At 48.6% G+C, this 19,313-nt stretch carries 20 protein-coding genes; all 20 read right to left on the reverse strand.

Translation table 11 applies throughout. The features are described 5' to 3' along the window. Positions 1-285: 285 nt before the first annotated feature. Positions 286-1,194 carry a plasmid replication initiator RepA gene (repA, locus tag FKN16_RS22790; protein ID WP_170903583.1) on the reverse strand — a complete coding sequence of 303 codons (909 nt, stop codon included), beginning with the start codon at positions 1,192-1,194 and terminating at the stop codon, positions 286-288. 612 nt (positions 1,195-1,806) lie between these two features. Further along, on the reverse strand, positions 1,807-4,869 hold the full coding sequence (locus tag FKN16_RS22795; RefSeq protein ID WP_170903584.1) for a host specificity factor TipJ family phage tail protein: 3,063 nt from the start codon (positions 4,867-4,869) through the stop codon (positions 1,807-1,809). Beyond that, a complete protein-coding gene (locus FKN16_RS22800) occupies positions 4,850-5,272 on the reverse strand; it encodes a hypothetical protein (RefSeq protein WP_170890343.1) in 423 nt (140 codons plus the stop codon). Before FKN16_RS22800 ends, FKN16_RS22795 begins: the two co-directional genes overlap by 20 nt. Continuing rightward, positions 5,269-5,763 (reverse strand): DUF1833 family protein, encoded by a 495-nt coding sequence (locus FKN16_RS22805; RefSeq protein ID WP_170903585.1) that lies wholly within the window; start codon positions 5,761-5,763, stop codon positions 5,269-5,271. The genes FKN16_RS22800 and FKN16_RS22805 overlap by 4 nt, the downstream gene beginning before the upstream one ends. Then, on the reverse strand, positions 5,763-6,527 hold the full coding sequence (locus tag FKN16_RS22810) for a hypothetical protein (RefSeq protein WP_170903586.1): 765 nt from the start codon (positions 6,525-6,527) through the stop codon (positions 5,763-5,765). Before FKN16_RS22810 ends, FKN16_RS22805 begins: the two co-directional genes overlap by 1 nt. 2 nt (positions 6,528-6,529) lie before the next feature. Next, a complete protein-coding gene (locus FKN16_RS22815) occupies positions 6,530-8,647 on the reverse strand; it encodes a sialate O-acetylesterase (RefSeq protein ID WP_170903587.1) in 2,118 nt (705 codons plus the stop codon). Continuing rightward, positions 8,644-9,129 (reverse strand): hypothetical protein, encoded by a 486-nt coding sequence (locus FKN16_RS22820; RefSeq protein ID WP_170903588.1) that lies wholly within the window; start codon positions 9,127-9,129, stop codon positions 8,644-8,646. Before FKN16_RS22820 ends, FKN16_RS22815 begins: the two co-directional genes overlap by 4 nt. A 2-nt stretch (positions 9,130-9,131) precedes the next feature. After that, a complete protein-coding gene (locus FKN16_RS22825; RefSeq protein WP_170903589.1) occupies positions 9,132-11,345 on the reverse strand; it encodes a hypothetical protein in 2,214 nt (737 codons plus the stop codon). Beyond that, positions 11,345-11,527, reverse strand: a complete 183-nt coding sequence (locus FKN16_RS22830; protein WP_170890349.1) for a hypothetical protein — start codon at positions 11,525-11,527, stop codon at positions 11,345-11,347. The genes FKN16_RS22825 and FKN16_RS22830 overlap by 1 nt, the downstream gene beginning before the upstream one ends. Positions 11,528-11,595: 68 nt before the next feature. Next, positions 11,596-11,946 (reverse strand): hypothetical protein, encoded by a 351-nt coding sequence (locus tag FKN16_RS22835; protein ID WP_170890350.1) that lies wholly within the window; start codon positions 11,944-11,946, stop codon positions 11,596-11,598. Positions 11,947-11,955: 9 nt separating this feature from the next. Continuing rightward, complete coding sequence (locus tag FKN16_RS22840) at positions 11,956-12,408, reverse strand: hypothetical protein (RefSeq protein WP_054702775.1); 453 nt, start codon at positions 12,406-12,408, stop codon at positions 11,956-11,958. A 15-nt stretch (positions 12,409-12,423) separates the two neighbouring features. Next, positions 12,424-12,810 carry a hypothetical protein gene (locus FKN16_RS22845; RefSeq protein WP_170903590.1) on the reverse strand — a complete coding sequence of 129 codons (387 nt, stop codon included), beginning with the start codon at positions 12,808-12,810 and terminating at the stop codon, positions 12,424-12,426. Then, complete coding sequence (locus FKN16_RS22850; protein ID WP_054702781.1) at positions 12,807-13,244, reverse strand: HK97-gp10 family putative phage morphogenesis protein; 438 nt, start codon at positions 13,242-13,244, stop codon at positions 12,807-12,809. The genes FKN16_RS22845 and FKN16_RS22850 overlap by 4 nt, the downstream gene beginning before the upstream one ends. A gap of 18 nt (positions 13,245-13,262) precedes the next feature. Next, entirely contained in the window at positions 13,263-13,613 is a 351-nt protein-coding gene (locus FKN16_RS22855; RefSeq protein WP_170903591.1) for a phage head closure protein, read from the reverse strand. 6 nt (positions 13,614-13,619) lie between these two features. After that, positions 13,620-13,952: a head-tail connector protein gene (locus FKN16_RS22860; protein WP_170903592.1), complete on the reverse strand. Its 333-nt coding sequence runs from the start codon at positions 13,950-13,952 to the stop codon at positions 13,620-13,622. Further along, positions 13,945-14,325: a hypothetical protein gene (locus FKN16_RS22865; protein ID WP_170903593.1), complete on the reverse strand. Its 381-nt coding sequence runs from the start codon at positions 14,323-14,325 to the stop codon at positions 13,945-13,947. Before FKN16_RS22865 ends, FKN16_RS22860 begins: the two co-directional genes overlap by 8 nt. A gap of 61 nt (positions 14,326-14,386) precedes the next feature. Next, the gene (locus tag FKN16_RS22870) at positions 14,387-15,589 is read right to left on the reverse strand and encodes a phage major capsid protein (protein ID WP_170903594.1); all 1,203 of its coding nucleotides are present in this window, start codon (positions 15,587-15,589) and stop codon (positions 14,387-14,389) included. 32 nt (positions 15,590-15,621) lie between these two features. Further along, a complete protein-coding gene (locus tag FKN16_RS22875; protein WP_140154865.1) occupies positions 15,622-16,236 on the reverse strand; it encodes an HK97 family phage prohead protease in 615 nt (204 codons plus the stop codon). Continuing rightward, positions 16,229-17,428 carry a phage portal protein gene (locus tag FKN16_RS22880; protein ID WP_170903595.1) on the reverse strand — a complete coding sequence of 400 codons (1,200 nt, stop codon included), beginning with the start codon at positions 17,426-17,428 and terminating at the stop codon, positions 16,229-16,231. The genes FKN16_RS22875 and FKN16_RS22880 overlap by 8 nt, the downstream gene beginning before the upstream one ends. A gap of 150 nt (positions 17,429-17,578) precedes the next feature. Continuing rightward, positions 17,579-19,312, reverse strand: a complete 1,734-nt coding sequence (locus FKN16_RS22885; RefSeq protein WP_170903596.1) for a terminase TerL endonuclease subunit — start codon at positions 19,310-19,312, stop codon at positions 17,579-17,581. Position 19,313 lies beyond the last annotated feature (1 nt).

The raw sequence follows: 19,313 nt of genomic DNA on the forward strand, positions 1-19,313 counted from the left end.
GCCAGACATTATATCCCCAACTTGTTGGGGCGTAGTAAGTAGATATCAGTATATATAAAAAAGAAGTTCAATTTTGCACATTAAAACAACCCTCATGCACATTAAACGAATCAGCTTTGCACTTTATTGTGGGTAAGTAATGAGAACCGGTGATCACATCAACACGGTGCGCAAGGCACGGACAAAACACAGAGATAAATGGCGAGAAATCGCCCTAGAATAAGCCTACAGGCACGACAAAACCCAGACTAGGGTCTGGTTAAGTAAGGAGAGAGAAAAGCGGGATCAGTGTATAGGGGGCGATATATCGGCAAACTTACGCAGCATTGCGATCTCTTTGTTTACCATTTCTTTAAAGGTTTGCTGATCGATGGTCTTGGCTTCAAAAGGCGTAAGCGCATCTAACACACGACGTTGAGCCACTCTGCGTTGCTCTGCGCGGTCTTTACCATGTAATGCACGTACAGCTTTCTTTCTGGCGTGTTCTTTACCACGACGCTCAAAGGCACGTTTACGCCATTGAAGTTGGCGTTCGGCTTTAATCTGAGTAATCGACATGCGGCCAACTTCAGCGGGCGTCTTCCCAGAACGCAAAGCCTGGTCTTTGAGATAACCCAACCGTGTTGATTGTTGACGCATAAGACGCTCAGTGGTGACGCCACAGGCATTAAAAAAGAGCGGCGTGGCTTCGTAATACTTATCGATCCAACATCCGGCCTCTTTATCCCAGACTTGCCATTCATCCTTGGCCACAATCCAACCCATCGCAACCATGTCTTTAAATGCTCGGCTGGCACGAGAGATAGAAACCACTGGCGTATGAGTAGGATCTTCTTTGGCACGCTTTAGCTCGGCCTCTGATGTGGTACTGAGGCCAGCTGCATCCGATGCGTTCCTGAGTGATATCTCGATCTGAAACGTCACTAAGTTAACGTGCTCACTGAATACAGAGTGGAGGGCGTTGATCGCGTTAGCTCGATCTTTATAGAAATGCTTTTGACGCTCTCCCTGACAGCGTGCAAGCATGGCCTCATCGCTGCGAGTTACGTCACGAGATTGTGATGCGGTGACCAAATCACGAACAAACGCTAAGCGCTTTCTGTGGTTCTCTGGCACTGCATAAGAAGGGTTTGGGTTTTTACAACGTGTCGAGTGAAATCCTCTAACACGGTTGTGTGTTCTTGTTGGTTCCATTAATAGCCCATTTTCTAAGCGGCAAGGCTTGCAGTAGGGAACCGCAACAAGTACACTAATCAATGCCAATCAATTCTTGTGTGCTTTTTTAGTTGCGCCTCGAATTATCGAGAAGCCCGGTTAGCGCCGGGCTTTTCACCATCTGAATCTTGCCAAATCCAAATTGTTTGTTTTTCGTTCTGCGTCTCGAACTTGCAACCACATACCGTGGTAACGACAGTAAATCTACCACACGATGCAGCCTTTTGCATTAGCTATGATCGCTTTTCTTTTGATTGATCAGCGAGAGCTGAGTCACAACTACACTCTTGAAGGTGGTTTTTTATCCAATGGCTTGCCCCATAAGCCAGTCTGAGCCCATGTGACATACCAGGTTCGCACACTTCAGAATCCTCTCCCGCTGCACATAAGAAGCGCAAAAATTCATCTAAGTTTCTAATGGTACAAGAAAGATCACCGGTAATTAAGCTGTTTTGGTCATTTGGCATTCGATGGCCCCTTAACACTGTATAAATACACAGTAATTAGACCGAAAAAACACTTACTTGGCAAGGAATTAACAGAAATGATGATAGAAAGGACCGCCACTGTACGTGGCGGCTCTGATTGGCATTAACCTCTGGCGGTTAATGTGAGAGTGATTGGTTGCTGGTTAAACGCCAAGCTTGCAGCGCTTCCGTCCAAGTTGCTAATAGATAACTGCTGCTCTGACACCGAAGTGATCTGATAGTCAGACTCGGTCTGGTTTAAGTGAATTTTATCGCCTGGTTTTAAGCAAAGAACGGAGCGATCAGCGGTAATCACATCGCCATTACCACTGGCAATCAGCATCATGCCAAGCACTGGGTCATTACCTACTGTCGGCGCAATACTATCGTCATCGATGTACACACGATGGTCATAGTTTCTCGCCGTCATGCTGACCTTTTCAGTGCCCTGCGGTTTGATCGAGGTGACCAACGCAGGAAAACTCCACTCCTCACCTGTACCGAACATCCAATATGGGAACTCTTGGCGACCAGATAGGTCTGGCGTGAAGTCCAACTTGCCAGCAATCTGCACCTCGTTAAAGCCAGGGAGCTTAATGGCTTGATAAGGGCCAGACAAACGTCCATCAGGTTTGCGTAACGCAATCCAGTGAGTTTCACCGTTTTTCCAAGCAACATCTTTATCGAGCTGTAACCACGTTCCCCCAGGAACATTTTGCCAATTTTGCAACTTACCATTTTGACTGTAGCCAGGAACGTCATCAGCTAACGCCACATACGATAAATAACGGCTATTAAAACCATCCATCTCTGTGCCCCAGCTGTATTCAGTGCGAACATAGCGCGCTAAACGACGCTCCCTCATTCCGTACTGCCAAGCTTTTTGGTGATCCACAATACCAAATGCCTTGATTCGGCGAGGATTGGCCCCTTTATCACCTGGCAATAAGCACAGCACCGTTTCAGACTTCCATGTTTTCTCACTGAAGTATTCCACCTCGATGCCATCAGGTTCGTCCAGCTTGAACAGCTCATCTTTGCGAGACAGTCCTTTTCCGGTCATATTGTCTGGTTGGTACATGTGATCATAAGTGCTACGAGGCTCATCACGCACAGGGATGATTTGCCCAAACTCTAGGGTAGGCACGCTGTAACCAACCGACAATAAACGCTTATTGGCTTGCCAGAACGTGTCCTTATTGTCGAACTGAGCAGCGAACCGGTCACCTCGCCCCTGCCATAAGTCATGAAGCCTCAACAGCTCTGCTTGGCCAATGTTGCTGTCATTCAATCCAATTTCATGACAGATATAACGCAGCACCGGTGCAATGTCGTTTGTGGCCACCATGCCGGCACGACTATTGTAATCACTCCCCGTCCAACCTCCCTGACCATCAGGCACATGTAGCATTCGGGTTGGGGTGCAAAATAGTTTGTTTTCTGCGCTGCGCGATAAGGCGTTGGTTCCTCGTATCCTTACCGCTAAGGTAGTACCATCTGGGTAATTGGTTTTGCTTTCCAAAACGGCTTTTAAGCGAACCAACTCAACGGTGTCCCACGTTCTTGTATCATTCGCTTTACCTGAGATACGGTAGGCTCGGAATTGTGGGCGGCAGTATTTTCCTAATGAGATTTTGACTGTATTACCCAATTGGTCTTTCGTGGCACCTGTACGCTTAAACTCTTGGCTTTTCCATTCGCTGTTTTCATCTTCTCGCCATTGCAACATGATCCGCAAGGTTCGACCATTGATATCACCATTGTCATTTAGATAACCGATACCCTCTGAGAAACGCAGATCAGCGTGTATCTCGTTGGTCACTTCGTTGACCGGACAGGCATAAATTGGCCCAACAGGTTTACCTGGTAATGAGTCAACTGTAGTGACTCGAACGCCAGTAAACGCCCCAATGCCACCAAACGAACTCCAACCAATGATGGTCCCCTCTTTGTTGGGATAAAGCTTTTTCAAGGTGCCAGCTTTGTCAGTGTGGCTTTGAACGCGGTAAATGCCATCATCACGCCCTAACAAAGTTAACGGTGTGTATCTCAAACCACTTGGCAAATCGGTCACTGGCACCCAGTAACCACTATCGTCGAGAATATTTACCACATAAAACTCAACCCCTGCGACTTCCTGAACGGTGACACTATCGACCACGCCCATCGCATATTCGGTAACAGTCTCACCATCACTTTGGGTGGTTTGGCCAATTGGATACTGAAGGTATTCGCCAAACCTTCTCGAACTGAGCACAGGATCTTTGCCAAAAAATGCCAAGCGGCCTGAGTTGCTTTCACGCCATGCACCATTCGCATCGAGCTCCGTAACAGAAACAGCACCTTGAGTATCAATGATTTCTAAACGGTTCCCATCCTCCCACTCTGGCGGCCAATACGGCACTTTATAACCATCTAGATCTTGATAGATGGTTAACACATTGCTAGAGAATGAAGTTTGTGGCGCAACTATCGAGTTCACCGCCCCTTCGAGCTCGATACCACCGCCACCGCCTGACGTGCTGCCTACCTCTGGCGATGTGTACATATTTCGCCAAGCTGGATGTGCCGTAACGTCCTCTCCTGGGTCTTTAATCTGAGTATCGATGTCGCCTGAGTAATTGATGATCGGCGTATTACCAATCTGGATATCATCATTGGTCAGCGACAAATAACCGCGACTGACCATAGTCATTAACAATAGGTATTCGGAATCATCGTAATAATAACGATGCGGCGGATTGATAAGGCAAGGGAAAGTGCCGTGCGTACCAAATAACTCAGGTACAACTCCCATCATGCGAACTTGGTTACCCTGAGCATTTACATCATAAATAGGGGAGCCATCTGGGGTGGTTTTACTATAGTTATCTTGGGGAGCCATCTGGGTGGCAACCACCACACCGGCGACCACCGCCGCAACTATCGCGTAAGCCAAGGAAACTGGATCACGAGGGCGAACGGTAATATCGAGTTCATCCCCCTCTTTCAGCTGCTCATCCCATTGATTTGGTAAGAAACGGCGGCCATTCCTATCGACCTCAATGGGCGGTGTAGCCATAACTCTAAAATTGGGAATTTCGGACTGTAAGATATCATTTAGACTTTGTCCTGGTTCAAACGTATCCAGCTCGAAAATCGTCCGATCCAGTTTATTAGGAAACGTTCTAATCGTTACGGTCATCATAAAATCTCACATCTAGAGCTAAGCGGGTAAAGGATCGCAGGGGCATGATTTCTGGCCCTGACTTTTTGCTCGTGTTTAATACCTTGATCTGGCCATCAACGATGACCACTAACCCAACGTGCAACAAAACATCATTGCCATTGGCGTCTTTTCTGAAGCAGCATCCAACCGAACCAGGGGGAGGATTTTTGCTCGTTACCAATTTGAAATTGGGCAGACATTCAAAGTAAGCGGAGGTCATCGCCACTTTGTCGTCTGGGTGAATGTGTTGGTAATCATCACCAAGCGGACGGTGGAACAATAAAGAACGGGCAAGAAACACTTGCCCGTAACAGTCCAACCCATCCAAATCGCGCCCATGGTCAACATAGGGCACTTTGAGAAAGTCATTTAATGTGATCATTTGGCGTACTTGGTTCCGGGGTACTTACTAGGAGTGAACAATACAAAAGGCCAGGTTTTATCCATCAGGTTACGAAAACTGCCGGATATACTGGCGGTTTGTCGGTCGTCACGATAAGAAACTGCGACCATGGTTAAAGGAGCTTGCGCGGGGCCATTAGCGTTGGTTTCAAGAAATGGGCGATACCTCACCCAAATCTCTCCACCGGCTTCTTTGGCTGCTAGCATTAAGCGGCGCGCTTGGCCTGTGACGTTATCCAGGGCAAATAACAAATCTTCTCGGCCCATAACGGCACGCTCTGGCAAGTTAATCCCGAGCCCTGACGCCGTAAACGTCACGGTTTGCCCCGTTTCCAGCGTTAATGTCTGATCATCAAACCCGTTACATAAACGAAAAACCCCGCCAGGAAAGGCGGGGTGTTCGAGTTCTAGGGTATGAATGAAGGCATCATCTGCCGGCGCACTGGCGTAGGCAACTTCGATGGCTTTCATTAGACATCACCTAACCCTACAGCAGATGCATAACGTTTCATTGAGGCGTACTGTGTTGCAACTTCTTCTTCTGTCAACGCTCGGTCAAATATTGCTGCATAGGCGTTGTGCATAACAGCGTTGGAACTAGAATTAGAGTATCCAATCATATAATCATCAACATCTCGCCCATGAACGACAGCGGTAGTTATATCGGTCACATACGGGCTAGATGACTTTTTAAAACAGTAGCCCTTAACTTCACCATTCACCGCAGATACGGTCATGATGTACGCAAACCACTCATCTGGCTCAGTGGTTGGAAAGTCAGTCACAACCGTTCGTACATTATCAGGTTGAACAGGATCAACAACGTGCAATTGGTGACGAACTGCACCTGTAGATGCGTTGCCCATTAAATTTGCACCGCCATTATTATTAGCCCCATCAGAGTAAGTATTAACCCCGAAACCATATGATGTGGACTGTTGCGTAGGACGACGCATAATAGAACAGATCGTAAACTCCTGCGCTTGATTGTGCTTAATTGGTGTTGTCAGTCCGTTCTTACCATTACCAGTGATTAAATGGTTTTCTTCGAAGGAAATTGAGCCCCGCAAAACTGGATTATTTCCATTACCGCTCAAATCTTTGCAAAGACCCAACGAATGGCGCAAATGATATGCACCTAGCAAACCTTTGGTAATGCCTCCGTATGGAATTTGAGCCAAGGGTAAGTCAGGGTTATTAAATGTTGTTCCAATAAGTCGAATCAAAGTACCCATTATTATTTGTCCTCATTTTTAATAAATATTACGCACCAGTTAAACAACGAAAACGGCTGACCATCTTGATCATTAAATACTGCTACCGTGTCATCTGAATCTCGAATGTTTCCTCTTGGTCCGGTTGTCGGTCCGCCCCCTTGCCCTTCTACACCCATCGCATAACGAACCTGTACGATTGATGATGGTATTTCATTGAGGACCAATTTCACTTGCGTTCCCGAAACAACACTCACAGACTTAATGGTTAGCTGATTATCCCCCTCCCACACTTCAAATCCATAATCGCCAGGATCTGTAATTAACGTTGTATCGATTACCAATGGTGGTTTTGGCACATGAAAGTCAATAAGAACTATATTTTCTTGCCTGTTGATTCTTTCTGGCTGAACTGGCTTCCAACCTTTTCCCGTCAATACGTTAAATAACACTTTCCCGAAATAACACCCGATCCATTGAGATGATCGACTAGGCAAGTGAACGCCATCACTGTTATAAGGAAACACATATGTAGGGCAAACCATAAATACATAAGGGTTTTCGTTGCTCAGTTCCCACTGAGCTACCGGCACATCTGAAGTCGCATTAGGCATACGCTTAGTGTGAGAACCCACTTGATACGTAAGTAGCGCAGGGTGGTAACCTTGCTTAATATCTTTCGCATAATCTGATATTAAGTTTTCAAGACGGCGTTTATATTCTTGCTTGGTTGTACCTTGTGAAACATCAGTTTCGCCCTGCATCCAGAGCATGGCTTGCGTTAAACAATGCTTACCTAGATTGGCAGAGTGCTTTTTATATAGTTCTGATTGCTCTACACCCAGCAAATAGTTGGGGGTCGGTCCTGTACCCACTCCTTCTTTGTCCAGTTGATCAATCTTGTAGCCACCATGTCCATTGTTTGAACCAATAACCACATGCGCACCAGCGCTAAACTCATCATTGAGCATTTTTTGCAATTGCTCACAAGCACCAGCTGTTGGCACTTCATTACCCATAGATGCATCACCTAAAGTCGTCATGGTCGTGTATCCTGTTGATTTAGGCGGCCCACTTTCAAGACCTTGAGACGCATCACTATTACCGTCATAAAAACCATAATCAGGCATTAGTGCGCCACTCGTTGATTCAGGAGTTATGGCGGGTCTAGAACCAAGTGCTACGGACAATGATTGACCGTGCATGATAATGTGGTTATGTTCCGTCAATAATGGAATAAACTCTCCTTTGTCTTCTGGGACAATTTTTGACACCAAGCTATCACTCGGCAGAAAATCAACAGTTCCATCTGGATTAACCATTAGGGCAACGCGGCCTTTAGAGTCTTGAACTGACCAAGCATAATCCGATGGCGAGGCGGATACTCTCTGGTTAACTGTCTCAATGGAGCCATCAGAATAAAGGATAAACGCCATCCGGCCAGACTCATCCATAATGGCGTACTCAACATTTTCACCCTGATGCACTTCCATTGAGTCCATAAATGGTGCACCGCCCGAAGACACACCAACCCGAACATCATCATCACCTTTTGTTGCTATGCCGGCACGGTCATCTTTTGTCTTGAACTCAGCAAAGTTGACCGATAATTTCGTAAAGATATTAATTGCGCCCTCAAGACCAAAAGCAACGATCATTCTTCCCATCGCATCCGTTATACCGCCAGCATAATCCTCACCGTTATCAGTAATAAGTGGGTTAGTATCTGCATCAAGCCCGGCTTGTTGGTGACTGGTTGCAGCATCACCTAGATCCGCCCTAACAACATCAACCATATCAACAAACTCTTTCGTTGAATCATAAGGTGATTTCTCCCACTCACTACCTGTCCAACCATAGAGCCCATTATTGTTACGAACAGGATCGCGCCATACTTCCGCAAGAATTACACCACTCGGGGGCGAGGCAGGTAGACCTGATTTTGTTTCATAAGTCGCTCGCCCAACCACCATGGCTTTGATTTCACTGTAATGATTTGCAATGTCTTTTGATATTGATGGTTTTGATACACCATCAATAATGATGGAATCATCGACACCACCTTTTAGAATCTGATTTAGCCAATCTAAATTTTTTGAGTGTCTTTCGATTAATTGAAAAAAGTTATTACTATCGGTCATTGCTTCCAGCTCTCTGTGTAGTAACGGGACATATTTATTTCTTCTACAAAATTGTCTAATGTCATTGGTGCCAGCACTGCCGCTACGACTGCATCATCAGGGCTTCGGTATGCCTTGCGGATCTCGATGACACTTTTAAAAATGGAATAGCGGCGCTTTGGGGTTTCGTTCTCGGCGGGATGTTTCACAAAGCGACAGGCATGGTCGATCAGCTGGTCGCCAACTAACACCGGCAACTTAAACCAAACCACCCCACCTTGAAGCGCATAATCAATAAAGCCGACAAAGTCGTTACGCTTGTCGGCTTCTATCAACCATTCGGCAGTCATTTGAGTGGGGACGTTTTGGCCTATCCGACGTTGACGGGCCATCCCTGTCGCCATATCTGTGCGCAATATGTTTGGTTGACGTTTGAGTTGATACGGAGCCAATAAGGGTGCGCCAAATTTATGGACAGGCCAGTCAATGGTTAACATAGACATGTTTAATACCTCCCTTGACGATTAACACCATATTGAGCCTGCATCAGTTCGTCGCTGTTGCCTCCCATTTGCAAGTCTTTACAGAACACTTCGATCACCCATTTTTCGCCTTCCTCATCCCTTTGTAGGGTTGGAGTTCCCGCAGCATAAGTACCAGGGGGCGCTTCATGAATGACCACTTTAACCGCAGGAGCACTGCCTTGATTGTTCGAACCAGAACGGCCTCCGACAATCTCGGAATACATCTGATCCAACTGCTTAGCGCTATCATTGGTATAGACACGCTCACCTTTATCAAGTAGCCAAGTGCCCTCTGAAGGCACATTGCTGATCCCGTTGTGCGCCATCCCTTTCAACTGAGTGCTTTGAATGGTGCTGACAATGCTGGCCGTTGATGCTGCCACCGTCGCCATAGCAGGAATGTTCGCTGGGAACGGCAAAGCGGCCGCGGTAGCGATGCCCTGCTGAATTTTGATGATCGATTCAGCAATAGCGAACGCTTTCGATGCCGCAAACATGGCTTTGTAAATGCCAGATTGCTCACCCGCAAACGTCTCTGCCACATCAGCCATGCTGCCGAACAAATCGGAATAATTGCTTAACTGCGCTGCTTGGGCTGCATAGCGAGCTTTAGCTTGCTGCTTCTCAATGTCCGTTAAGTTGGCTTGATGCTCCTGCCATAACAACTCTCGGCTAGCAAAATACTGGTTTTCCAGTTCTTGTTGCAGCGCCTGGTTATCCATGGCCGCTTCATAAGCCGATTGGAACTGCTCAGATAAACGAGACTGACGATCGGCGTAAGCAAACGACTCTCGCGCCGCGTCAGCTTGTTCACCGGCAGCGTTAATAGCCAAACGACGTTGCCATTCCGTTTCAAGTTGCGCGGTGGCCGCTTTAAATGCGACGACGGCTTTATCTTCTTCCGCGGGCTTATCATTTGGGTTTGGTAATGGCGTGCTGCCTGGTTTGGTGTAGTTGATAGTGCTGGCATAGTCTTGAGCCAACTGATCAAACTTCGCTTTGGTATTTTGATACCAAGCTTCAATTCCCTCTGAAGGTAGAGGCTCACTGGCTAAACTTCTCAACTCCCAAATAGCTTGGTTTAAGTCCAGCTTGGTTTGGTTAATGGTTGATGCATCAAACAACTGCGGCGGTGGCATATTGGAGAACTGACGTAACTCTGCCGCCATCTGCGCCGCCTCATCGCTAAAGTTCCCCGCCAAATCCAGTGCGGATTGCAAGGGTGAAACGACTACCTGGAAGATGAATTTACCCAATTCATGTAAACCTGTGGTGATCGCTTGCGATGCAACCATAAAACCAAGCTTGAAACCTTCCCAACCTACCGACATGCCTTCAATGATGATTTGCACACCATGAAGCGTATCCGCCATGATCCCAATACCTTTGGTAGTGCTGTGAATTCCTTCCGCGATCATGTTGTTCATGCCGCCAAATTGCTGTGAGTAGTTCACAAACTCATCTGCTAAGGCGGCAACGATTGGGGCAAGCTGAGTGGTTAGCTCTTGTTTTAGTGCGGTAGTTGTCAGTCCAACTTTGTACATAGCATCGTTGGCCATCTCAACTTTAGCGGCATCAACACGCGAAAGTGTGATACCCAGTCGGTCGGCTTCATCAGCCATCGAGCGCAAGCCTTCTGCACCACCGGCTAGCATGTTCACCATGCCTACACCTTCGGAGTCAAACAACTTAAACGCCAGACGAACACGTTCTGACTGACTTTCTACTTGGGTAAAGGCATCAGCCAACACATAAAGCTGCTGATCTGGGGTCATTTCACCGAGCTGCTTCGCATCTAAACCAAGTTGTTTCAGTGCGGGCGCGGCTTCACCACTACCTTGGGCGGCTTCAGCAATTCGACGCGTCATGCGCTGCAAAGACATATCAAGGTTTTTCGCCCCTACGCCCGTTAGCTCACTAGCGTGGCGGAACTGTGTCAGCGCTTCGGTTGAGATACCAATACGGTCAGCAAACTTGGCCGTTTGATCGATGATGGCCGCTTGCTGGTTGTAGACCAACACCAATGCCCCTGCCGCAGCCGCCGCGGAGGCGGCGGTTGCTTTTGCGGCAATGGACATGGTTTTACTTATTGAATCAGACCAGTTTTTCGCTTTGTTCTGCGATTTTTTCAGCTCACTGGTGAACTGGGCGCTATTGGCATATAACGCCACGGTAAGTTTGGCAATATCGGACATTACAAAAGCAGCCTTTCGCAGACGTTCACCTGTTGGTCAACGCTCTCATAATCAATGATGCGTGCTTGGGTGCTGTTTTGAACCGAGCTTGGTGGCGGACTGTCGACGCCAGCGGCCTCTCGCTTCAGCGAAAAGTGGGCAAGCCAAAGCGCCATCAGCTCGGTATCGACACTGTCACACATCGTGCGAGGATCGACGATACCCAGCACCTCGCCTAAACTGAAAAAAAAGCGAAGGGCTGGGTCGTCGGTTAGTCTTTTTTTGCCGTTTCCTCGGCATCTTTACCTAAATAGTTCACCTGGATGATTTGACGCATGGCCGCATTAATAGCCAGAGGGGTATGAATTTCCATTAACTGTTCGGGTGTGACAGATTCTGATAACGGCTGATCGTTTTCATCGAGAATGGAGTCAAGCACCAGTTTCGCGGCGGCGGTGTTGAGCTTTTCACCGTTTTGCGTCTCGGTGTGCTTTTTAACTTCCTTGTCGTGTTGATTGAGACGGGCTGTTGTTAGGCGTTTCACTTTAAATTCACCATCAAACATCGTGACAGTCACGGTACTTAAAGAAACAGGTTTAAGAAGTTGAGATTTAATGTTCATTGATATTCCTTATGGGGTAACAGTGGTAATACCGCGAGTGATTGAGTTCTGCTTGCCGTTGACAACCAGGTACATTGGCTTGCTCTTATCGAGCTCTTGATGACTCCAACCGCCCAGCACGACGATCATTTCCGCCCAGCGTTTATTGGGGAATTCAATGCGAATTTTGACCGTTTCATTTGCTTCCGCTTTATCCAAAAGCGATTGCAAATCTGCGTCACTCGGATCATCAAGAAAGGCGAATTCTTTATCTGGACCTTCTGGCACCTCGGCGATGTACTTGCGTTCGGTATCGATGAGACGGTCCGCTTCAGTAAACCCCGAGGTTTTGCCCGTAGTTCCTACTGCGTTGGCATCTTTAAGCAGTTTTAGTGCGCCAACCTCGTCTTCAATACCACCGAACAGAACGCGAGTGCCCGCAGGAAGCATCGCGTAAGTGCTAGGTTCTTTTAGAGTGCTCATGGGTGTTATCTCCCGTTAGTGTTTAATTAAAAAATCACGATTGAACTGGTAACTTGAAGGGCCGCTTTCACCAAGTAAGGGCTGGTCAAAACCGCCACTTAACTCCGCAAGTTGGATTCGGTACGCCTGTTCGGTTCCAGGGTTTAACTCGCCAGTAAACTGTTCGAGTGCTTTTGAGATTTGATCAGCGAGAGACTTTCCCTGATCGGGGTCTTGGTGGTAGATGGTTAAGCTATACACATCTTCCTGAATGCCCGTTTTTCGTAAATTGCCATCAACAAAGCCAGGGGTAATACAACGATAAACCACTGCGTTATCGGCGCTTTCTGGTCTATTTAGCCAATAGCAATCCAGCCCAGTTAATTGGCTTAACCAGGCATTCAATGCGCTTTCTAAGGTCATTTGCTTTGCTTCTTGATTGCTTTTTGAATTTCCGTCGCTAACACGGTACGGAAAGTTCCAACGACTCGATGACGATTCTCATACAGCGCGGGGCGCATAAAAGGATCGGCTGCCTGTCTTGTCGTTCCGTACTCTTGTGCAATGGCTTTTTGGCTGTGCTTTTTGGACGGACCAACGCGAGTAGCTAGCGCGTTATCCTTACCTCCGTGTTTGCTGTCTAGCTTTTTCGTGCTGATCTTGATGCTGTCACGCATGTGCTCACCATCAGGGCTTTCAGTGTTGTAGCCTGCGCCCATTGCCATGGAAAACTGCACACCCGACATTGCCTCACGGCTGGCCTTGCGCAATGTTTTTAACCCAGCTTTTTCGCCGATTTCTGTTAGTGACTTTTCCAGCTCTTTCAAGCCAGATACACTCCAACTATCAAGCTGCATGGTGTGCACTCCTTTCAGTTACGGAACGGGTTTTATTGCTGGCGGTGACGATTTCGGATTGGAGTCTGCATCGAGAATGATTTGGCGACGTTGAGGGTCAGCGTCGTCTACGGCGGTGATTTTCATCCAGCGGCCTCGCCACTGTATCCAGTAGTTTGGCTCGATGTTTTCACGCCATCGAAGCCGCCACTGATACACGTTGAGAGCTTTCTCACGGTCATTGCTTGCGCTTTGACTCCCCGAACTGGAAAGCAACTCCGCCCACGGGGTCGCCATCCGTTCAAGTTGAACCGTAGGCGCACCGTTATCGCTTTTACCATCAACGGTGCGATACAGGGTTAAACGTTGGTTGAGTTTGCCTGCTTGCATACGCCCTCACAGGTTGATATCGCGATCAAAATCCAACAAAAAGCTCACGCCGAGAGGAAGGGTTTTAACGCTGCTTTCTGTCACCGCTTCTCGATGCGCAAACCAGTGACCAATTAACAACAACACCGCCAGTTCTGTGTCCTCTCTGGCTACAAAAGCATTTTCTGGCACTAACTCTGGGTCTTGCGGCACTTCCTCTTGGGTCCAGTAGACGGGACGATTGAGGTAGTTCTCAACGGCTCGCTTAGCCGCCGACAAGTAGAGAGTAAGCTGCTGATCATGCTCGGTGATGTCGTCATCGATACTGCACTGGTTTTTTACCTTAACCAGATCAAGCATCGGCTTTTACCGCCGTGTCATTCTCAATAAGGCGCTGCGCCTCTTTCTCTGAGCACGGATACAGATCGTTAATCGTGAAAGAGCGCTGTTTCAGTGAATCCCAAAGTGGCATTTTCAGCTTTACTTTAACCTCGGCGTTTGATGCTTCAGTCGGCGTTGGTGAGGCTTGACTCTGCTGAACTTGAGGCTCTGGTTCCGGATCTTTCGGTGATTTGGCGTCACCTTGCGTTTGAGTTTGCTGATCAGAGGGTTCTGACGTCGCCCCCTCTTGCGTAGTTGCGTCGATTGGCGCTTTCACTTCTGAGGTTGTTGCTGAATCTTTGGTGTTCTCTTTCGCTTTTGCAGCGGGCGTTTTGGCTTTGGTGGTTGCCATGGTCTATTCCTTCTTACATGAAAAAGCCCACCGTTTGGTGGGCTCATTCTGAGGGTGATAATTAAGCCGCAGCGTGTTCTAGCGCGGCAATAGCTGCAACGTCTTCCAACAGTACATCAAAGCGGTGGAAGCCAATGAAGCCCATCTGATCGAACTCAGCGTAACGCTCGGTCAAGCGGCGCAGGTTCATGTACGCCACTCGACGTAGAACGACCGATAACCAATCACCATAGAACACTGACTTATTGCTTGCGCCCGCTTTAGCGATGCCTTGGTCAATCACGTACTCATCACCATCAATGGTGGCTGGCGCAACACCGGCAATCGCAGGCAACCACAACGGACGGCCATTCGCATCATTCATCAGCTTGAAGCCTTTGAACGTGTCATCATTGAACGCCCAACGCGTATTCGGACCATTGCGATAAGCTGGGTCCACTTTGTGTTTTAGGTTGATCAAGTCGGCGTAAGATACCCCGCTAACGGCTGCCGCTTGATGGGTCAATTGCACCTGTTTATTGAGGCCGTTTAGGTTATTGCCTTGGCCATCACCCGTGATGATTTGGCCTGCTTCTAGGCGGCCCAAACGCTGACCGAGACGACGCGCAACAAACGCATCAACATCGATCATGCTATCTTGCAGGAGCTCATTCGATACCAGGACGATTTTAGAGCTGCCTTTCTTCGCGCCAATCTCAACTTGACTGAAGGTCGGATCGCCCTTACTCGCCTCTTGGTTTTCTGCCAGCATTTCACCGATTTCAGTACGACCATCAGACACCGCCCACGGCATCGCACGGCCATCTTGAGTCGTAATAACCTGACAGACGTTCGCAATACCACCGTACGCCGCCATGTTTTCAACGACACGATTCACAAAGTTTTTCGGGACGGTAAAGCCACCACTTGCACCAGTATTCGTACCTAGCGCACGCAGTTGGGCTTTGTCTTCTTGTGATAACTCCGCAAAACCATGACGAAGGTAACTGGTAAAGGCTTCGGCTTGGCGCTGCTCGGTTGGGGACTCTTCTGGGTTATTTGGGTTTGAGTTGTTGTCATCACGAACAAAGCGCTCGTCTTGTTCTCGAAGCTGATCTTCACGTTCAATTTGTGAATCTAAACCTTCCAATTCTGACGTCATATCACGCCATTGGGTGGTTTCATCATCCGTGAACGCGCGTTTTTCGTCTTTCGCCTTGTCGTTTAACTCACGCATTTGGCGCGCGATCGTGTCACGTTTTTTCTTCATTTCATGGTATTTCATTCAACTTTCTCCGGTTTGAGTAATGAAAGGTTTTACAGGGTTTGCAACAACCGATCGCGGTACTGCTGCTCTTGATGCTGCGCCAATTGGCGCTGTTCTTCACTGTCGTCAGTACAAGCCGCGCGCGCTTCTTCAAGGGCTCGGGTACTGGCTTCGGTGTCGTTGTAAGCTGGATAGGTCACTGGGCTGACATCCAACAATTTTGAAACGCGAGTGATGGTGCGGACATATACCCCATCATCATCCTCATCCCATCGATATCCGTCTGAAGGTAAACGAAACGCAAACGAGCTTTGGCTGACGTCGCCACGGTCCATTGGTTCGATAACCATGTCTCGCACCGTTTGTGTGTCTGGCGGGGTGATCTCGTAACGCAAACCAACCTCATCAACGGTCAGTGTGAGCGTGCCCGCTTTGGTTCGGCCTAGGACAAAATTGCGGTCATGGTTAAACAGGGCGCGAACGTCATCGTCCAGAACGTCATCAAACGCACCAGGGGCGATCACTTCGACAAAACCGCCGAGGTTGTTACTGCGAGTGTTGAACTTGGCCGCGTATCCGACGATACGTGGCCCCTCTCCGTCCTCCCGTTTTTCAACTTTGATTTCATCACTGCGGATAAAAATCTCATTGAGGTTCTTACTCATTAGGTTTGGCCTCTCTTGGTTGAAGGTCGGCGCTGAGCAGATAGGTATCCAAACCATCGGCTTGGTTCATATCTTCCAGCTCTCGTACTTGATTTTGTGTCATCCAGCCATCACGAATGGCTTTCGAATAGAACTCAGCGCGCTCTTTTGCAGTGCCGCGTAATAGGCCATTTAGGTTGAACTTGACGTAGTACCCAGCCCGTCGTTCTTGCTCAGTGAATAGTTTCCGGTTGAGCTCCTGCTCCCACTTCACTACCCACGGGATCATGGTGTGACGAACGAACTGAATGGCTTGCTCTGAGATGTTGGAAAAGGTGGCTTTTTCTAGGTCGTTAATCATGTGTGCCGGCACGTTGTAAATGCCGGCTACTTCAGAACGACTGAATTTACGGGTTTCTAAGAACTGCGCATCTTCTGGCGGAATGGTGATCGACTGATACGCGAGCTCAGATGGTAAGAACAACGTTTTATTGTCGTTACTTTGCATCTCCGCTTTAGACTTTCGCCAACGGTCAAGCAATCGCTCCCAGCTCGATTTCTCTAGTTGCGACTTGACCGAGACAATGCCCGTTGGCTTGCCCCCACTTCGAAAGAACTGGTTGCCATAACCTTGGGTTTCTAGGCCAAGCGCAAACGCCTCTCGACATTGGGTAATAGGACTTTTACCGACTTTGCCATCAGAGCCAATCGCTTTAATGTGGATCATGTCTTCAGGACTGACCGCCCTCGCCCGCGCATCATCTGCGGTGACTGCGTAGGTATGACGCCCTGAAGTGGTTTTGACTAAGTTGGATTCCCAAGGTCGAATCAATCCAAGTTCGCGCACTTCCCCCGAGCGAGGATGACGCACAATCTCGGTGTAGTGGTTGCCCCAGCCGCTAACGTGAACCATGCCGGATTCGCGCCAGTCATAACTGGTTTGAAATGGGTTCGGCTCATCGTGAAGCAGGTAATAAACAGGGTGATCCGTGGCGCGAGAAACAACGCCTTTGGCATCACGGCGCATGACATGCAAAGGCAGCTGGCCCATAGAGCGGCCAAGTACGCCAATACAGGAATACACCGCCGACAAGCCCATGGCGGATTCCACACTTACCCCAGAGCCGCCACCCCAATCGGCTGCATCGAGCTCGGACAAGGGAACGGATGGGTCTTCTGGGTTTGAGCGGGTTTCAAACAGCAAATCAAGCATGGCGGCCCCCTAGTTTTCTTAATGCCAATAAGGCAAAAATCAACAGCATGGTTCCGCCAAACATTAAGGTGGCCGACAACCCGAATTTGAGATAAACCCCACTCAGCAACGCGGCAAAACCCGCGAGGCCGATCAGGTTGAGTATGTATGTCACAGGTATAAATCCTCATCATCTAGATCGTCGAATGGGTCAAAGGTTTCCGTTGCCAGGTGCGCGCGATAAACCGCCATGATCAACGCCACCGCACCATCAATTTTCTGGTCTGGTTTGTCTTTGCGTGGAAAGTGGTTTTCGTTGGCATCTGGCTTGCTGACAACGTTGCTCATCATCCAAGTGAGCACGGGGTTTCCGTCATGGTGAACACGCCCCGCTTTTAACGCGGCTTCGAGTTCAATCATGCCCGGTGATAAGTGCGCGGTGGTTTGCGGCACTTTGACAGCGGTAATGCCCGCCGCGGTAAGTTCTTGCGCAAGCTGGGTGGAACCCCACGGATCGTGGGGCACTTCGCGCACTTCAAACTCATCAGAAAAGTTCTGAATGTCTTCCCCAATCTCGTTAAAATCCACCTCGGCCCCATCAGTGGAGATCAGCGCACTGCCACCACTGTTTGGCCACGGCGTGCCCACCCATTTCTGATAAACCTTGCGGTTTTTGGTGTCTGGGTCGAACACGGTATCTTCTGGCAAGTAGTGTTTGGAGAAGATGTAAAAATGCAGCTGGCCTTTGTCATCCTTGCGAGTGAACAGCATGATCTGGCTACAGATATCAATCTTTGATGCCAAATCGAGCGACAACCAACATGAGCTGTCTTTGAAATCCTCTATCGATAGGCTGGTATCTTCGGCAGCTTTCCAATCTTCCATATTGAAGAAAGCAAGTGATGCGGACACCCATCGATTGAGGTGTTTGGTTTTGAACGTGTTGGCATAGCGCGGGTTACGAATAGCGCGCATTTGCTGACTGCGCAGCCAATCTTCATCCACGGACACGCCCAGGTTAGGGTTGGCTTTGGCCAGAACTGCGGGGTCTGTCCAATCGTCGTCTTCATCAATGGTGTAGATGATGCCAAAGATCTCGTCGTCATCGGTCGTGCCTTCTAAGATTTTGACGACGTCGTCGTGCAAGTCTTTACAAGGACCAGCGATGTTATAGCCCGAGGTGGTGATCACGAAGATAAGCGGTTGTTCACGTGCCCCCATACCTGTTGACATGGTGTCATACAGTTCGGGACCATCATGCTCGTGATACTCATCGACGATGGCACAATGTGGGCTTGAACCGTCGCCAGGGTCACCGATCACCGGTTCGAAAATGCTGCCGTCTGGCCGTTCCATTTTTTTGGCCATGACGTCAATCAAGAACGAACGACGAAGGTTTGGCAGTGCTTCGGCCATCTTTTTCGCTGGCTTGAATACCTCCCAAGCCTGCTTCTCTGTGGTGGCACCACAGTAAACCTCTGCGCCGTATTCGTTATCTGGCGCAAACATCCAAAGACCATTGCCCGCAGCAATGATGCTTTTTCCGTTCTTTCGTGGCACTTCGACGTAAGCCACTCTGAAGCGGCGGCGCTTGTCTTTCTTTCGTTCCCAACCATAGAGAACGGCATGAATGAACAATTGCCAGGGCTCTAACTTGATGCGCCGGTCTTTTAATGGCTTCTTCGCCCATTTGCCTTTGGTGTGAGGAAGAAGTTGAATGAATCGACAAACCGCCTCGGCTTTGTCTTTGTTAAATCGGTACGGATAGGCTTTGCTTTTGCTCTTTTCGATATCATCCAGATGACGTTGACACGCCTGGATAACATACTTACAAGCAACGATCCGACCGCTGACCACGTCACGCGCATACTTTGCGGCGGCGTTTACGTTCGGATACTTAGCCATA

Source organism: Vibrio sp. 11-4(1), assembly GCF_013048625.1.
GTDB lineage: Bacteria > Pseudomonadota > Gammaproteobacteria > Enterobacterales > Vibrionaceae > Vibrio > Vibrio diabolicus.

What these genes read in the sequence shown, in the direction of transcription:
- FKN16_RS22815 (WP_170903587.1), bottom strand. Translation starts at nt 8,647, where the DNA reads ATGACCGATAGTAATAACTTTTTTCAATTAATCGAAAGACACTCAAAA.
- FKN16_RS22810 (WP_170903586.1), bottom strand. Translation starts at nt 6,527, where the DNA reads ATGGGTACTTTGATTCGACTTATTGGAACAACATTTAATAACCCTGAC.
- FKN16_RS22835 (WP_170890350.1), bottom strand. Translation starts at nt 11,946, where the DNA reads ATGAACATTAAATCTCAACTTCTTAAACCTGTTTCTTTAAGTACCGTG.
- FKN16_RS22875 (WP_140154865.1), bottom strand. Translation starts at nt 16,236, where the DNA reads ATGAGTAAGAACCTCAATGAGATTTTTATCCGCAGTGATGAAATCAAA.
- FKN16_RS22860 (WP_170903592.1), bottom strand. Translation starts at nt 13,952, where the DNA reads ATGCTTGATCTGGTTAAGGTAAAAAACCAGTGCAGTATCGATGACGAC.
- FKN16_RS22855 (WP_170903591.1), bottom strand. Translation starts at nt 13,613, where the DNA reads ATGCAAGCAGGCAAACTCAACCAACGTTTAACCCTGTATCGCACCGTT.
- FKN16_RS22840 (WP_054702775.1), bottom strand. Translation starts at nt 12,408, where the DNA reads ATGAGCACTCTAAAAGAACCTAGCACTTACGCGATGCTTCCTGCGGGC.
- FKN16_RS22805 (WP_170903585.1), bottom strand. Translation starts at nt 5,763, where the DNA reads ATGAAAGCCATCGAAGTTGCCTACGCCAGTGCGCCGGCAGATGATGCC.
- FKN16_RS22800 (WP_170890343.1), bottom strand. Translation starts at nt 5,272, where the DNA reads ATGATCACATTAAATGACTTTCTCAAAGTGCCCTATGTTGACCATGGG.
- FKN16_RS22885 (WP_170903596.1), bottom strand. Translation starts at nt 19,312, where the DNA reads ATGGCTAAGTATCCGAACGTAAACGCCGCCGCAAAGTATGCGCGTGAC.
- FKN16_RS22830 (WP_170890349.1), bottom strand. Translation starts at nt 11,527, where the DNA reads ATGTGTGACAGTGTCGATACCGAGCTGATGGCGCTTTGGCTTGCCCAC.
- FKN16_RS22795 (WP_170903584.1), bottom strand. Translation starts at nt 4,869, where the DNA reads ATGATGACCGTAACGATTAGAACGTTTCCTAATAAACTGGATCGGACG.
- FKN16_RS22880 (WP_170903595.1), bottom strand. Translation starts at nt 17,428, where the DNA reads ATGCTTGATTTGCTGTTTGAAACCCGCTCAAACCCAGAAGACCCATCC.
- FKN16_RS22865 (WP_170903593.1), bottom strand. Translation starts at nt 14,325, where the DNA reads ATGGCAACCACCAAAGCCAAAACGCCCGCTGCAAAAGCGAAAGAGAAC.
- FKN16_RS22825 (WP_170903589.1), bottom strand. Translation starts at nt 11,345, where the DNA reads ATGTCCGATATTGCCAAACTTACCGTGGCGTTATATGCCAATAGCGCC.
- FKN16_RS22870 (WP_170903594.1), bottom strand. Translation starts at nt 15,589, where the DNA reads ATGAAATACCATGAAATGAAGAAAAAACGTGACACGATCGCGCGCCAA.
- repA (WP_170903583.1), bottom strand. Translation starts at nt 1,194, where the DNA reads ATGGAACCAACAAGAACACACAACCGTGTTAGAGGATTTCACTCGACA.
- FKN16_RS22850 (WP_054702781.1), bottom strand. Translation starts at nt 13,244, where the DNA reads ATGCAGCTTGATAGTTGGAGTGTATCTGGCTTGAAAGAGCTGGAAAAG.
- FKN16_RS22820 (WP_170903588.1), bottom strand. Translation starts at nt 9,129, where the DNA reads ATGTCTATGTTAACCATTGACTGGCCTGTCCATAAATTTGGCGCACCC.
- FKN16_RS22845 (WP_170903590.1), bottom strand. Translation starts at nt 12,810, where the DNA reads ATGACCTTAGAAAGCGCATTGAATGCCTGGTTAAGCCAATTAACTGGG.